The following is a 13,159-nucleotide window of genomic DNA, read 5'->3' as shown; positions in this document are numbered from 1 at the left end:
TCTAAGACTTCAGCTGTTTTTTGCATGGTTGCCCAGTCGGATTTGGAGCCCATGATGATGGAAATAATTGGTTTCATATTAAGATACAAAGGGACGATTCGCTTGCGAAAAATTCCGTAGAAAAATAGGAAAACTAATGACGACGGTTACATCTAAGTAGTTTTATCTTTTTTCCTAGGGATTTAGTCCCGTGTTCAGTTAGGAAAGCTAACTGAATACTCCTTTCTTACAGTTTTTCTTTTACTGCGACGATTTGGCTCGCTTTCGCTCGCCATGACAAATTTAGTATCTGTTAATCTTTTATGGCCTTGCTTCCGATATCGGTTCGGTAGAAGAGGCCCTCTGTTTTTTGTTGGGATAGTTCTTGGTAGATGGTTTCTTGGGCTTCTTTGACGGTGTCTGCTGTGGTGACCAGCATATAGACACGACCGCCATTTGACAGCAGTGCTCTGCCATTTTCCGCAAACTTAGCTCCTGCATAGTAGGTGATGATGTCGCCCTCTGTCTTAGCTGGCAACTTGACACCTTTTTCATAGTCTAGCGGGTAGCCATTCGATGCGACAACCACGCCCAGAGTTACGCCCTCATCCAGCCAGGTGATAGCTGGCTCTTTCTTGTCCAAAATATCCGTGATGTTCTGCGCAAAATCAGACATCAAACGCGGCAGGATAATCTGGGTCTCCGGATCGCCAAAGCGCGAGTTGAACTCGATAACCTTAGGGCCATCGGCTGTCAAAATCAGCCCAGCGTAGAGCACGCCCAGATAAGGGCGACCTTCCTTGATCATGCCCTCAAGGACTGGCTTGACAATAGTGTCAACCGCTGTGTCAACCACACTCTGTGGTAAATGAGGGACTGGCGCATAGGCACCCATCCCACCAGTATTAGGACCCTTGTCGCCATCATAGGCACGTTTGTGGTCCTGAGCTGTAGGCATGATGTAAAACTTATCGCCATTGACAAAGGCAAAGAGAGAAAATTCCTCCCCGTCAAGGAATTCCTCGATGACCACACGCGCACCCGAATCGCCAAATTTATTATCCAAAAGCATCTCGTGGGCTGCTTCGACCGCTTGCTCGACTGTCTCCGCTACGACGACGCCTTTCCCAAGCGCCAAGCCGTCCGCCTTGACGACGATAGGAGCGCCCTGTTTTTCGATGTAGGCTTTAGCTTCCTCAAAGTCGGAAAATGTGCCATAGGCTGCTGTCGGCACGCCGTATTTGACCATGATTTCCTTGGCAAAATCCTTGGACCACTCCAGCTCCGCAGCTAAACGAGATGGTCCGAAAGCCTTGAGCCCAGCTTGATTAAAATCATCTACAATTCCAGCTGCAAGAGCGTCGTCTGGCCCAATAAAAGACCAAGCAATATCGTTGGCCTTTGCGAACTCAATCAATTTAGAATGTTCGGAAATTCCAATATTCACCAAGTCTAGCCCATCCAAGGTCATGCCATCATTTCCAGGTGCGACAAAGACCTGCTCCACACCCTGAGACTCCAACAACTTCTTGGCAATCGCATGCTCACGACCGCCCGAACCAACAACTAAAAGCTTCATAGCTAAGATACCTCAACATCCATCATCATAGGTGCTTACGCACCAAGCCAACACATCACGTAAAAACCATTGCCATTTTTACGAATCATTCATCTAAATTATATCATAATCGTTCGTTTTATTCTATTCTAAGTAGGAAAAGAAGAGAAATATCTATTTTTGTTAGGAATATCCATCTCTGAAAAATAAAATCTACCTATATTATTTTTTGTATTTTGACTATTTCATTACTTTTATTTCAAATATCAAAAATTTCATAAAACTAAAATAAATTAGAAATTCAAGTTTCAACATCTTTTAAAATTTTTCTTTTTTTATATTTTTTCCCGAATAATCTAAATGGAATCATCCAAATTACTTATTCAAAGGAGATTTATGAAAAAATATCAGAAGCTGTTTTTATTATCCGGAGCAGTCCTTGGGCTGTTTGCTAGTCATTCCACGGCTCAAGCTGTTGCATCGACTGAAGCTGGAAACAAAGTCCTAGGCCCCACTGATCGTGCCAGCAATGTGACCGTCAATGTCACTGGAGATACAGCACAGATTCATTACGCTCGCTCCAAAGCTCAGGTTCCCTACACCATTTCCCACGCAGTCTGGTCCGACGAAAACGGACAGGATGATTTGAAATGGTACACCACGCCTCAGACATCCAGCACAGCCATTGACCTCCGGCAGCATGCTGGCTATGGCACCTTCCATGTTCATACTTACATTAATATTAACGGTAAAATGATAGGCCTGAATGGTACGACTTTTACTGTTAATAAACCTGCGGTTAAGGTCTCTACTAATATTGTCGGACAAACTGGTCAAATTCACTTTAAGCGCAATAAAGACCAGATAAACTCTCGCATTTTACATGCGGTATGGTCTGATGAAAATGGACAAGATGACTTAAAATGGTATAATGCCGGACAAGATACAACTGAATTTGCACTTTCTAATCACAAAGGTTATGGAAAATATTTCGTAGATACTTATGAAAACAAAAATGGCAAAATGATTTACCAATCGGGCACCACTTTCCATCTAGAAAAACCTAATCCGACCATTCAGACAAGCTTCCCTGAACCTGGTATTATGGAAATCCTTATCAAAAATCTTCCTGAATCCATGTATAAGGTCAATGTCCCAACCTGGTCTGAAAATAAGGGACAAGATGATTTACAATGGTATCAAGCAAGAAAAAATCCTGATGGCAGTTATAGCGTTAGAGTCGAGCTGAAGAAACACAATTACGACACAGGAACCTACCATATCCATCTCTATGGAGAAAGCTATGTTAAACCTGAGTTAACAGGATTAGCAGGAACAAGTGTTACACTGGATGCTGGCAAGATTCCTTCTCAAAAAGACCAAAAACCGCTTTTCTCTGTTGAAAATGTCAATCAGGAAGAGGGAACCTACACTGTAAAAGTCACCGAAACTGCGGCATCTAAGGCAATTCAATCCGTCCGCGTCCCTATTTGGAGTACCCAGAATCAAAGCAATATCAAGTGGTATGACGCGAGTAACAATGGAGATGGGACTTTTACTGCACAATTCAATATCCGCAATCACCAAGCCTTATCTGGAAGCTACACCAATCATATCTACATTAAGTACAAAGATGGTAGCGAGCATAACTATGCGACAGACAGCGTCACCCTCTCCGCTGAAAATATCAAAGCCAAGGTTTCTGTCAATAAAATCTCTACCTACAATTACGAAGTGACCGTTTCCGATGCTTTTGGACCAGGAACCATTTCTCTACCAACTTGGTCAGAAGTCAACGGCCAGGATGACATCAAATGGTACACTGCTAACAAAGTGGGTAATGGCTTGTATAAATTTACCATCAATACGCAGCAGCATGCTGGAAATGGACTCTTCCATACCCATGTTTACCGTAATCTCAATGGACAGATGACTGGACTTACAGGCACCAGCTATCAGGTTCAGAAACCAACCACGCCTGAACCAACCCTCTATACCCCTGATTATGCGGGAGCCTCCTCTTATCCTCATGGTCAGTGTACTTGGGGAGCAAAAGTATTGGCTCCTTGGGCTGGTCCTTACTGGGGCAACGGCGGCCAATGGGCAGCTAGCGCACGCGCAGCTGGCTTCCGAACAGGAAGCACACCACAAGTCGGAGCCATCATCTGCTGGACCGATGGTGGTTATGGGCATGTTGGTGTTGTCACCCATGTCGAATCCAACACCCGCATCCAAATCAAAGAATCCAACTATGCAGGTAAACAGTACATTGGCAACTTCCGCGGCTGGTTCAATCCCTACGCCGCTGGTCAAGGAGCTGTCAGCTATATCTATCCAAAATAAATTCACTAAAAAAACCTTGGTTTTATCAACCAAGGTTTTTTCATCTGTTCAAGTCGAATTCGATTTCCTACTTCGCTAGTTTCTTTTCCAAATACGCGACAATATCTGCGACATTTTCAAAGCGATCAACATCCTCATCTGAAATTTCAATCGCAAACTCATCCTCCAAGGTCAGGATAAATTCCATTAAGTCAACAGAATCAGCACCTAAATCATCTTTTAAGCCCAAAGTCGGCTGGACCACAAAGTCCTTTCCTTGACGTTCTTGGATTATTTCTGTTACTTTTTGAAAAATTTGTTCTTGATTCATTCTGTATCCACCTCTTTTGAAAATTCTACCACAGATTTTCCGACAACATCTGTCTCCAGCATGGTCCGAATCTGACGAATGGTGCTATATACGGCCTTGGCATCGCTTGAACCGTGTGTCTTGACTACTGGCGCCTTGAGACCAAAGAGAACGGCCCCGCCAGCACTGGAGTAGTCCAGACTCTTGCGCATCTCTTGCAGGCTATCTTTGAGCAACAAAGCCCCTAGTTTAGCCTTGAGACCACCACCTAGCACAGCCTTTTTGAGCTGGCCTAGGATACTAATGGCCGTTCCTTCAATAGACTTGAGTACAGCATTGCCCGTAAAGCCATCTGCTACGACAACATCTGCCACTCCATCCATAAGGTCACGTGCCTCCACATTGCCGATGAAGTTTAGTTTGTCATCCGCTGACAACAGTGCATAGGTTTCCTTACGCAGAGGATCTCCCTTGCTGGCTTCAGTGCCATTATTGAGCAAACCAACCCGTGGCTGCTGAATGCCACGAACATTTTCCGCATAAAAAGAACCTAGGATAGCATATTGATGCAGATGGTGAGGGGTATTTTCAGCATTTGCCCCCAGATCCAGCATATCAAAGCCTCGGCTATCCACAGTCGGTAAAGTGGATAAAAGACCCGGTCGGTCAATATTTTTGATCCGTCCGACGATAAAGAAGCCCGCCGCCAAAAGCGCTCCTGTGTTACCGGCAGACAGAACCGCATCTGCTTCTCCATCCTTGACTGCCTTGGCTGCCAAAACCATGCTAGCCTGCTTTTTCTTACGAATAGCCTTGGTCGGCTCATCATCCGAGTCAATCTTTTCATCCGTATGGACGATGCTGACGCGCTCTGTCGCTGTCAACAGAGGTTTAATCTTGGCTTCATCCCCATAGAGAACAATCTCAATATCCGAGAAGTCTCTCAGAGCCTGATTAGCACCTTCGACCAAAGCCTGAGGGGCATTGTCTCCGCCCATGGCATCAATAGCTATTTTTTTCATGCTGTTCTTCCTCATGTTTGTCTTGTAAAATACTGCCCCAGTCACCCAGAGAGTCGATAAATTTCTTTGATTTGAGATGAATACCCACGTATTCATCATAAAGTTGATCTACAAAGTCCCTGATCTGTCGCTTGATTTCCGGCTTGAGCGAAATCGTCTCCAGCTCACTAAACTGAACCGCCTGAAACTGATTGAGCAAAAAAGGAATATTGGGATTAAGATGACTGCGATGAACATCCTTGTGATAATGCTCTGGGCAGAGCACCCCGCCATATTGAAAGGAAAAATCAAAAGGCAGACCTGTCCGATGGCAAAAAACACAGTCATGGAAATTCAGAGAAACGCCAAAGCGAGATAAAATCTGAATTTCAAAAATATTTGTCAAAACCTCATAATCCAGCCCTTGATTCATCAAATCCAGTGTCTTTTGCAAAAAAGCAAAGAGGGCTGGGTCTGGCTGATTGTCCTGAATACTAGCATCTGCTAGGGCTGCCACATAGCTGGCATAAGCCATGACAAAGAGATCGCCCTTGATTTGCCCGTAACTTTCCACAGCTTGGTAATCTTCGATATAGCTGAGTCCATCGTCATTGATTTTCATCAAGAGTTCTACCGCCGTCAGAGGCTGGATGACTGGTGCCAGCTTAGACTTTCCAGCATGTTTCACGAAAAACATTCGCTTGCCAGCCTGTTCCGTAAAGATCTTGACCAGCTTATCATCTTCCCGGAAATTCCGATTATAGAGAATCAAACTCTTGCTCGTTAACGGTCTAAGCATTCTCTTCCATGTACTCCTTAAGCCGTTTCAGAGCTTCCTTGATGGTTTCCATACTAGCTGCATAAGACAGGCGGATATAGCCTTCTCCATACTGGCCGAAAGCCGCTCCTGGAATAAAGGCCACAGCCTTCTTCTCAGCAAAATCCTGCAAAAAGGTAAAAGAATCTTGGTTGTAGCCTGCTGGAATCTTGGCAAAAATATAGAAAGCACCGTCTGGCCTGATAATCTGATAACCCAGCTCCGTCATCTGTTCGATAATATAATCCCGCCGCTGGACGTATTCCGCCTTCATTGGTTGGGCATCATCCTTACCAGCTGTCAAAGCCTCAATAGCTGCATATTGAGCCATGGTATTGGCTGCTGTCACCAGATACTGATGGCTCTTGATCAATTGAGCCGTAAAAGCAACAGGTGCAAAGATAAAGCCTAGTCGCCAGCCCGTCATAGCATGAGACTTGGACAAGCCATTGATGACAATGGTCTGTTCGGGTAAATATTCCGCCAGTGAAACGTGCCCCTGCTCCGTATAAGTCAATTCAGAATAAACCTCATCACAAACGACAAAAACTTCATACTTGCTCAATACAGCTGCCAAAGCCTCCATCTGCGCCCTCGAATAAGTCACACCAGTCGGATTGGCCGGATAGTTGAGAATGACTGCCTTGAGCTTGTCACCTTGCGCCAAGATAGCCTGCTCAAGCATTTCAGGAGTCAAAACGAAGTCGTTTTCTGTCGTATCAATCTCGACAATCTCCGCCCCAACCAAATTCACAATCGGCTCATAGCCTGGATAAGCCGGCGCTGGTAGCAAGACCTTGTCGTCCTCCTCCAGAATAGCCGTCAGAGTCGCAGACAGGGCCTCAGTTGCCCCAATAGTCACTAAGACTTCATCTTCTGGACGATAGTTCAGATGGTACTTCTCCTTGACAAAGTCAGCCGCAGCCTGTCGCAGCTCCAAAAGTCCGCTCATTCCTGTATAGTGACTCTGGTTGGCATCAATAGCTGCCTTGGCCGCCTCCTTGATATGATCCGGTGTCGGAAAGTCTGGCTCCCCCAAGGTCAGCCGCAAAACACCTGGAATCGTAGAAATGGACTGGTCAAACTGACGAATCAGAGACACTTCAATTTTATCTAAATTCTTATTAAACTTCTTAGTCAAATCCATAGCCGCCTCCGATAATCTAATAGAACTATTATACTATAAATGCAGCACCTGCGCAAAAATCCATCTGATTTATAGAAAGAAAAACAAAAAAATCAGGAGAAATCCTGATTTTTATTCACGAGTCGCTTTATAAGTAAGCTCATTCCCATGCTTCGCTAGGAAATCTTGCAGTTCAGAGTCTGGGATCTGACGTAGATAGAGGTTAGAACGAATCGTCTCGTCCTCTTCACGACAAGTTGACAGAACAACGTACTTATCGCTAGCCTTAATCTTAATTTTTGGATCTTTGGTACGAGCAGCTTCATAGATATTCTTGAGCTGAGTTTCAAAATCCTTATCATCATCGAACTTAATCCGATAAAAAGCAGTCTCTTCTGGAACGATCACCAAGCCCATTACCTGATAGTAAAGCTTACGCTCTGGTGTTTCAATGACAACATACTTATGCTTATCTAAGTATTCCTGTTTATCATAATAGTTCACATCATTAAACATGCGGTGGTCACCAACCTGACTCCCACGAGCGTGCCCAAAGAGCCAAGTCAAACGGTCACTAAAGTCTTTTTTGTTATCAGTGTCCATGAAAACAGTCCCCAGATAAGGCTCATTTCCACCTTCAAAGGTCTTATCCAAGTAAGTTGAGTTATCACCGGTCTGTACAACTGGCTCGTCCAATTCTGTACCAGGAGCATAGACATAGGCCACCGTTTCAGGATTGATCGCTTTCAAGCCATTAAAACGATTAGTCAGATATTCCTTTTCTTCCTTACTTGGTGTATAAGTTACCTTACCTACCTGACTAGTGGATGATTTAGCAGCAGAATTCGAAGAGTTTACCTGTTGGACGAGAAAAATCCCTGCTAAAATAGCAACAACTAAAGCTCCTAAACCACCAAAAATCTTCCAATTTTTCTGCTGTCGTTTTTGTCTTCTTCTTCTCATAGATAAAAATCCTATAAAATCTTTCTAAAAAATATCACTGAACCAGAGGTTCAGTGATATAAATTGCGTTAGTACAATTGTTTAAAACAAATTATTTAACTGCAGATGTTTTTGGAAGAGCTTTACCAGCTGCTTTTTGTCCAGCTTTAGCATCTTTACCAGCTTTACCAGCTTTAGATTCAGTCATAGCTGCTTCTTCTTTAGATGCAGGTGTAGTACCTTTGTCTCCTGCTTTATCTGTAGCCTTATCTCCAGCTTGGTTGTTCTTCACACCATGTTCTTCTTCGTAACGACGATTCTTTTGTTCTGGAGTTTCGTTCAAGATGTAGTAAGAACCTTGTTTCTTGTCAGCAGTGTTGTATGTTGTTTGAGATTCTTTGATTTTAGCGTTACGAACAGCATTACGAGCATCGTTCAATGCGCTTTCGTAAGCAGCTTTCTTTTCACCGTAAAGGTGTGATCCACCTTCAACAGCATCGAGTGCTTTTTTAGCTTCAACTACTGCTGGGTCTTGTGATGCGATAGCATCAACGTTATCTTGGTGACCACCAACATATTCGTTAGCTTTACGACCATTTACGAATTCAGTTTGGTTTTCATAAGCTTCACGTGAATCATACGCACCTGGAGTATTTGCTCCACCGTTGATTGGATTTTCAGCAAACGCTGGTGCTGCTACTGCGAACAATGAAAGAGCTACTACGCTAGAAAGTACAACTTTTTTCATTTGTTTTCTCCTTTTTATATAAAAAACATTTTTTATTTGGTAACTATCGTTACTATGTATAGTATATGAAATATTCTTTAAATTGTCAAGTCTTTTGCTAAAAAAAATCTTGATCAAGGCACTTTTAAGCCTTTTTTGCTACTTCAAAAAGGGGGGAAAGTGGACGTTTTTCATGGATTCGAACGATGGCTTCTGCCAAGAGATGAGCGATAGAAATCTGCTCAATCTTATCGATTAATCTGTCCTCTGAAAGGTAGATAGTATCTAAAACCACTAGTTTTTTGATAGCGGATTTTTGGATATTTTCCATAGCTGGCCCTGACAAGACTGGGTGAGTACAGCTCGCATAGACTTCCACAGCACCTGACTCTGCCAAAGCGTCTGCCGCATGACAAATGGTCCCCGCCGTATCAATCATATCATCTATCAGAATACAGGTCTTACCTTCCACCTTACCAATGATATTCATAACTTCACTGGTATTCATCTTGTCAACGCTGCGACGTTTGTCAATAATCGCAATCGAAGTCTTGAGAAATTCCGCCAACTTACGAGCGCGGCTGACACCACCGTGGTCTGGGCTGACCACCACATAGTCGCTACCAACCATGCCCCGACGCTCAAAATAATCAGCAATCAAAGGCGCTCCCATCAAATGGTCGACAGGAATGTCAAAGAAGCCTTGGATCTGAGCAGCATGCAAATCAATGGTCAATAGGCGATCTACCCCAGCAATCTCCATTAGATTAGCCACTAATTTAGATGTGATTGGCTCACGAGCACGAGCTTTTCGGTCCTGTCTAGCATAGCCATAGTAAGGCATCACTACATTGATAGACTCCGCACTAGCCCGCTTCAAGGCATCCACCATGATCAAAATCTCCATTAGATTGTCATTGACAGGTGAGCTAGTCGACTGCAAGATAAAAACGTGCTTACCACGGATCGATTCTTCGATGTTTACTTGAATTTCCCCGTCAGAAAATTGACGAACCGTTGATTTTCCAAGCGGCATCCCAATCTCCTTTGCAACACGCTGCGCTAATTCTTGATTAGAAGAAAGAGCAAAGAGCTTTAAATCAGAAAAAGACATGATTCCCTCCAGATTCTAAATCGTCTTTTATTGTAACCAATTACATTTGTCCTACCTACCATTGTAACGCTTTTCCAGCAATTTTTCAATAAAAAATAAAAGGGAGAACGAAAAGTCGTCCTCCTTCATATTTCATTAGTTTGGATAGATGTATGTTACGTATCCTTGTGCATTTGTTGGGTCAAACCATCCACGGTGATTACCGATTGATTGGTTACCAGCATAGTTTGCTTCTGATACTTGAATGTTGTTAGCAGATTGAACCGCTGTTACGACTGCAACATGTCCGTATCCACCGTCATTCCAACATGCGATAGCTCCAACTTGTGGTTGTGAACCAGTACGGAAGCCTGCTGCTGCTGCACTAGCTGCCCATTGGCCACCGTTACCCCAGAAGTCACCAGCCCATGGTGCCAAAGTCTTAGCACCCCAAGTACATTGACCTACAGGATAAGTTGATGCTGAAAGGCTATATGATGGAGTTGCAACAACTGCTCCTGATGTAGCAACTGCTGCTTCTGCTGCAGGGGTTCCACCTGTATTATTTACAGCTTGAACTTGTGCTGCGAAGCTTGTATTTCCTGAAGCAAGGATCGCTTGTTGTTGCGCTTGTTGCTGGTTCTTATATGCTGCTTCTGCCGCTGCTGCCTCAGCTGCTGCTTTTTCAGCTGCTGCTTTTTGCTCTAAGAGACTATTTTTCTCATTTTCAGCAGTTGCTTTTTCAGCTGCAAGGTTCAGTTGAGCAACCTTTAGTTCAGCTTGCTTAGTTGTCAACGTTTGAGCATCGTCTGCAAGTTTTTGTTGGTTTGCAATGACTGTATTGATAGCTTCATTGTTAGCAACTTGTTTTTCAGAAATCTTTTCTTTATCTTCTTTTTGTTGTTCCAGCATTTTGTTGTTAGCCGAAACGATTTCGCTCATCGCTGCTACACGAGAGATAGCTTCAGTGATTGAAGCAGAGTTGATGATTGTGTTGATATAGCTTGTTGCCGTACCATTTGTTTGAGCACTACGCGCTTGATTTGCAAGAGACTCATTACGAGCAACAATATTCTTTGATAACTCTTCAATTTCAGCAGTGAGTTTCGCAGATTCAGCATTCAATTTTTCATTTTCTGCTTGAAGCACTTCTTGTTGATTTTGAATAGCTGAAACTTGTTTTTGAATTTCATCAACTTGTGCTTGTGCCGCTTTTTGTTGATTTGTTAAACTGTCAATTTTACTATTTTGAGCTGCAATTTTATCATCTGTACTATCAGCTTTAACATTTACTAGCGCAGCACCTTGAGAAAGGATCACCGCACTCAATAAAACTGATGTAAGTAGCTTTTTCTTCATAAAAATATTAACACTCCTTCTTACTAAGACATTATATAGTATATCAAAAAAATTCTGGCTATATATTACGCATTCGTTACATTTCTATTTCTAAATCATCATAAATAGACTTTTTCAAACAAAGGCTGTAACAATAGAAAAAGAAAGGCATTAAATACTAAAGTTGGCACCAAAGCATAGATAATAAAATCAGGGAATGTAAAGCTCGCTAAGTGCAATAAGGATGCAGAAGCAAAGCTAATCATTTCAAAAAAGAAGACAATCATAATGATTGCTAAAATGCGTGTCCAACGATTTAGCAAAAACACAGAAAGAAAATGATAGATGACAACTGTCAGTAGAGGCAAGATGAAGGTGAAAAGCCCAATCACATGTAGATAATAAACATCGTAAAAAAGACCTAGAGTAAAGAAGAGGAAAAAAATATATTCCTTTGAAAAGTTTAAAAATAAGAAAACCGTAAAGAACAATAAAATATGACTTGCCGGATGCCACTTCTCAGCAAAAAGATCTACAAGACATCTTGATAATTGACCATCAATGAAGAAGATCAGAAATAAAAACAAAGCCGTAAAAAAAGTTCCTCTTAGAATTTTCATACTAATTTCTCACCAACAGAACCGCTTGAATATCAGATAAATCAGCAGCGGGCTTCACCAAAACTTCTTTGTTTAATTGGTCCTTACCAGCTGATATTGATAAAACCTGACCAACCAAGACATTCTCAGCATTATAAGAGCCGAGACCACTTGTCGTTACAGTTGCTCCTTCTTCAATTCCCTCCACCGTATTTAGCTGACTGACGATAAAAGCTGACTTCTCAGTGTCAAAACCAACAATGATGCCATAGGCAAAGCCAGTCTTTGTCTGAATCTTAATTGCAATAGAGCTAGCATTCTTTTCATTTGTAAGCAGACTAACAACACTTGAAGAGTCGGAAACACTGCTAACTGCTCCGATCAAACCACCATTAGAAATAGCTAACATGGAGGTTGTCACATCGCTTGACTGTCCCTTATCAAGAGTTAATTCATTCTTCCAAGTAGATGGAGAGCGAGAAATAACTTCTGCAGCAATCTTGACAGCACTTTGATCATTATTCCGTAACTCTAATAGGGAACGCAACTGCTCATTCTCCAATTTTAAGGCATCAGAATTATTTGCCTTCTCTTCAAGATTGTAAATTGTTCCTTTTAGGGTCTCATTTTCTTGATAGGTCTCTATTAACTGAACAACCTTTTTCTTTTCCTTAGCAAAATAGTTAAAAGGAATAGCAACTACCCGATCAACACTGGACAAAAAATCACCAGTCACAGAAACAATCCATATTGAAAGAGGGGAAAGCATCAAGCTTATCATAACAATCCCCAATAGCAAAATAGAAATCAAAAATTTAGACATCTTTAATTTATTCATTCCAATCTCCGAAATCAGTAAATCCCTAAAAAATGCTTATATGAATCCAGAACAGACTATAACAATTCAACTAATCGAGTTCAAATAAACAATAAGAAACAATTCTACAAAATAAAAACATTATAAAACAAGAAAAGGAGATAGCAAATGCTAAACTCCCTTATTTACGGAGAATGGGGGATTCGAACCCCCGCGCCAGTTACCCGACCTAACGATTTAGCAAACCGTCCTCTTCAGCCTCTTGAGTAATTCTCCAAAATGGGCACGAGTGGACTCGAACCACCGACCTCACGCTTATCAGGCGTGCGCTCTAACCACCTGAGCTACGCGCCCAAGTTATAAAAACTTGGTATGAACTATTGTTCAAAGCGGGTGACGAGAATCGAACTCGCGACAACAGCTTGGAAGGCTGTAGTTTTACCACTAAACTACACCCGCATAAATACTATAAATAAAAATGGCGCGAGACGGAATCGAACCGCCGACACATGGAGCTTCAATCCATTGCT

12 protein-coding genes, 3 tRNA genes and 1 pseudogene are annotated in these 13,159 nt (G+C 42.5%); 1 reads left to right on the top strand and 15 read right to left on the bottom strand.

What is annotated here, in order from left to right; translation table 11 throughout:
* Together RWS39_RS08370 and purD are read right to left on the bottom strand one after the other, a co-directional pair.
* Nucleotides 1-77, bottom strand: a pseudogene (locus RWS39_RS08370) (5-(carboxyamino)imidazole ribonucleotide mutase); the annotation flags it as partial.
* Nucleotides 78-292: 215 nt separating this feature from the next.
* Complete coding sequence (gene purD, locus RWS39_RS08365; RefSeq protein WP_314482424.1) at nucleotides 293-1,558, bottom strand: phosphoribosylamine--glycine ligase; 1,266 nt, start codon at nucleotides 1,556-1,558, stop codon at nucleotides 293-295.
* Between the two features lie 375 nt (nucleotides 1,559-1,933).
* Here purD and RWS39_RS08360 point away from each other — a divergent pair, with 375 nt between their 5' ends.
* The gene (locus tag RWS39_RS08360; protein WP_314482422.1) at nucleotides 1,934-3,880 is read left to right on the top strand and encodes a GBS Bsp-like repeat-containing protein; all 1,947 of its coding nucleotides are present in this window, start codon (nucleotides 1,934-1,936) and stop codon (nucleotides 3,878-3,880) included.
* 67 nt (nucleotides 3,881-3,947) lie between these two features.
* Here the strand turns inward: RWS39_RS08360 and RWS39_RS08355 are convergent, their stop codons facing one another.
* From RWS39_RS08355 to RWS39_RS08295, 13 genes are all read right to left on the bottom strand, one after another.
* The gene (locus tag RWS39_RS08355; RefSeq protein ID WP_005591354.1) at nucleotides 3,948-4,190 is read right to left on the bottom strand and encodes an acyl carrier protein; all 243 of its coding nucleotides are present in this window, start codon (nucleotides 4,188-4,190) and stop codon (nucleotides 3,948-3,950) included.
* Complete coding sequence (gene plsX, locus RWS39_RS08350; RefSeq protein WP_314482417.1) at nucleotides 4,187-5,191, bottom strand: phosphate acyltransferase PlsX; 1,005 nt, start codon at nucleotides 5,189-5,191, stop codon at nucleotides 4,187-4,189. The genes RWS39_RS08355 and plsX overlap by 4 nt, the downstream gene beginning before the upstream one ends.
* Nucleotides 5,172-5,969, bottom strand: a complete 798-nt coding sequence (gene recO, locus RWS39_RS08345) for a DNA repair protein RecO (RefSeq protein ID WP_314482414.1) — start codon at nucleotides 5,967-5,969, stop codon at nucleotides 5,172-5,174. The genes plsX and recO overlap by 20 nt, the downstream gene beginning before the upstream one ends.
* The gene (locus RWS39_RS08340; RefSeq protein ID WP_314482412.1) at nucleotides 5,962-7,134 is read right to left on the bottom strand and encodes a pyridoxal phosphate-dependent aminotransferase; all 1,173 of its coding nucleotides are present in this window, start codon (nucleotides 7,132-7,134) and stop codon (nucleotides 5,962-5,964) included. The genes recO and RWS39_RS08340 overlap by 8 nt, the downstream gene beginning before the upstream one ends.
* A 111-nt stretch (nucleotides 7,135-7,245) precedes the next feature.
* Entirely contained in the window at nucleotides 7,246-8,076 is an 831-nt protein-coding gene (gene srtB, locus RWS39_RS08335; RefSeq protein ID WP_314482410.1) for a class B sortase, LPKTxAVK-specific, read from the bottom strand.
* A gap of 91 nt (nucleotides 8,077-8,167) precedes the next feature.
* Nucleotides 8,168-8,803: an amylase-binding adhesin AbpA gene (abpA, locus tag RWS39_RS08330; protein ID WP_005591359.1), complete on the bottom strand. Its 636-nt coding sequence runs from the start codon at nucleotides 8,801-8,803 to the stop codon at nucleotides 8,168-8,170.
* A 124-nt stretch (nucleotides 8,804-8,927) separates the two neighbouring features.
* Nucleotides 8,928-9,896, bottom strand: coding sequence for a ribose-phosphate diphosphokinase (locus RWS39_RS08325; protein ID WP_045498384.1), 969 nt, complete (start codon nucleotides 9,894-9,896; stop codon nucleotides 8,928-8,930).
* 135 nt (nucleotides 9,897-10,031) lie between these two features.
* On the bottom strand, nucleotides 10,032-11,234 hold the full coding sequence (gene pcsB, locus RWS39_RS08320) for a peptidoglycan hydrolase PcsB (RefSeq protein WP_314482404.1): 1,203 nt from the start codon (nucleotides 11,232-11,234) through the stop codon (nucleotides 10,032-10,034).
* Between the two features lie 98 nt (nucleotides 11,235-11,332).
* Entirely contained in the window at nucleotides 11,333-11,833 is a 501-nt protein-coding gene (gene mreD, locus RWS39_RS08315) for a rod shape-determining protein MreD (protein ID WP_314482401.1), read from the bottom strand.
* A gap of 1 nt (nucleotide 11,834) precedes the next feature.
* Nucleotides 11,835-12,650, bottom strand: a complete 816-nt coding sequence (gene mreC, locus RWS39_RS08310) for a rod shape-determining protein MreC (RefSeq protein WP_314482399.1) — start codon at nucleotides 12,648-12,650, stop codon at nucleotides 11,835-11,837.
* Nucleotides 12,651-12,817: 167 nt separating this feature from the next.
* Nucleotides 12,818-12,905 (bottom strand) — tRNA-Ser (locus RWS39_RS08305).
* A gap of 4 nt (nucleotides 12,906-12,909) precedes the next feature.
* Nucleotides 12,910-12,983, bottom strand: a tRNA-Ile gene (locus RWS39_RS08300).
* A gap of 34 nt (nucleotides 12,984-13,017) precedes the next feature.
* Nucleotides 13,018-13,088: transfer RNA gene (locus tag RWS39_RS08295), tRNA-Gly, on the bottom strand.
* Nucleotides 13,089-13,159 lie beyond the last annotated feature (71 nt).

It is taken from the genome of Streptococcus cristatus, from assembly GCF_963529205.1.
In the GTDB taxonomy this organism is placed as follows: Bacteria; Bacillota; Bacilli; order Lactobacillales; family Streptococcaceae; genus Streptococcus; species Streptococcus cristatus_O.
This window is presented reverse-complemented; position numbering and strand designations above follow the sequence as displayed.

Coding starts and splice junctions, on each gene's coding strand:
- purD (WP_314482424.1), bottom strand. CDS start 1,558: ATGAAGCTTTTAGTTGTTGGTTCGGGCGGTCGTGAGCATGCGATTGCC.
- RWS39_RS08360 (WP_314482422.1), top strand. CDS start 1,934: ATGAAAAAATATCAGAAGCTGTTTTTATTATCCGGAGCAGTCCTTGGG.
- RWS39_RS08355 (WP_005591354.1), bottom strand. CDS start 4,190: ATGAATCAAGAACAAATTTTTCAAAAAGTAACAGAAATAATCCAAGAA.
- plsX (WP_314482417.1), bottom strand. CDS start 5,191: ATGAAAAAAATAGCTATTGATGCCATGGGCGGAGACAATGCCCCTCAG.
- recO (WP_314482414.1), bottom strand. CDS start 5,969: ATGCTTAGACCGTTAACGAGCAAGAGTTTGATTCTCTATAATCGGAAT.
- RWS39_RS08340 (WP_314482412.1), bottom strand. CDS start 7,134: ATGGATTTGACTAAGAAGTTTAATAAGAATTTAGATAAAATTGAAGTG.
- srtB (WP_314482410.1), bottom strand. CDS start 8,076: ATGAGAAGAAGAAGACAAAAACGACAGCAGAAAAATTGGAAGATTTTT.
- abpA (WP_005591359.1), bottom strand. CDS start 8,803: ATGAAAAAAGTTGTACTTTCTAGCGTAGTAGCTCTTTCATTGTTCGCA.
- RWS39_RS08325 (WP_045498384.1), bottom strand. CDS start 9,896: ATGTCTTTTTCTGATTTAAAGCTCTTTGCTCTTTCTTCTAATCAAGAA.
- pcsB (WP_314482404.1), bottom strand. CDS start 11,234: ATGAAGAAAAAGCTACTTACATCAGTTTTATTGAGTGCGGTGATCCTT.
- mreD (WP_314482401.1), bottom strand. CDS start 11,833: ATGAAAATTCTAAGAGGAACTTTTTTTACGGCTTTGTTTTTATTTCTG.
- mreC (WP_314482399.1), bottom strand. CDS start 12,650: ATGAATAAATTAAAGATGTCTAAATTTTTGATTTCTATTTTGCTATTG.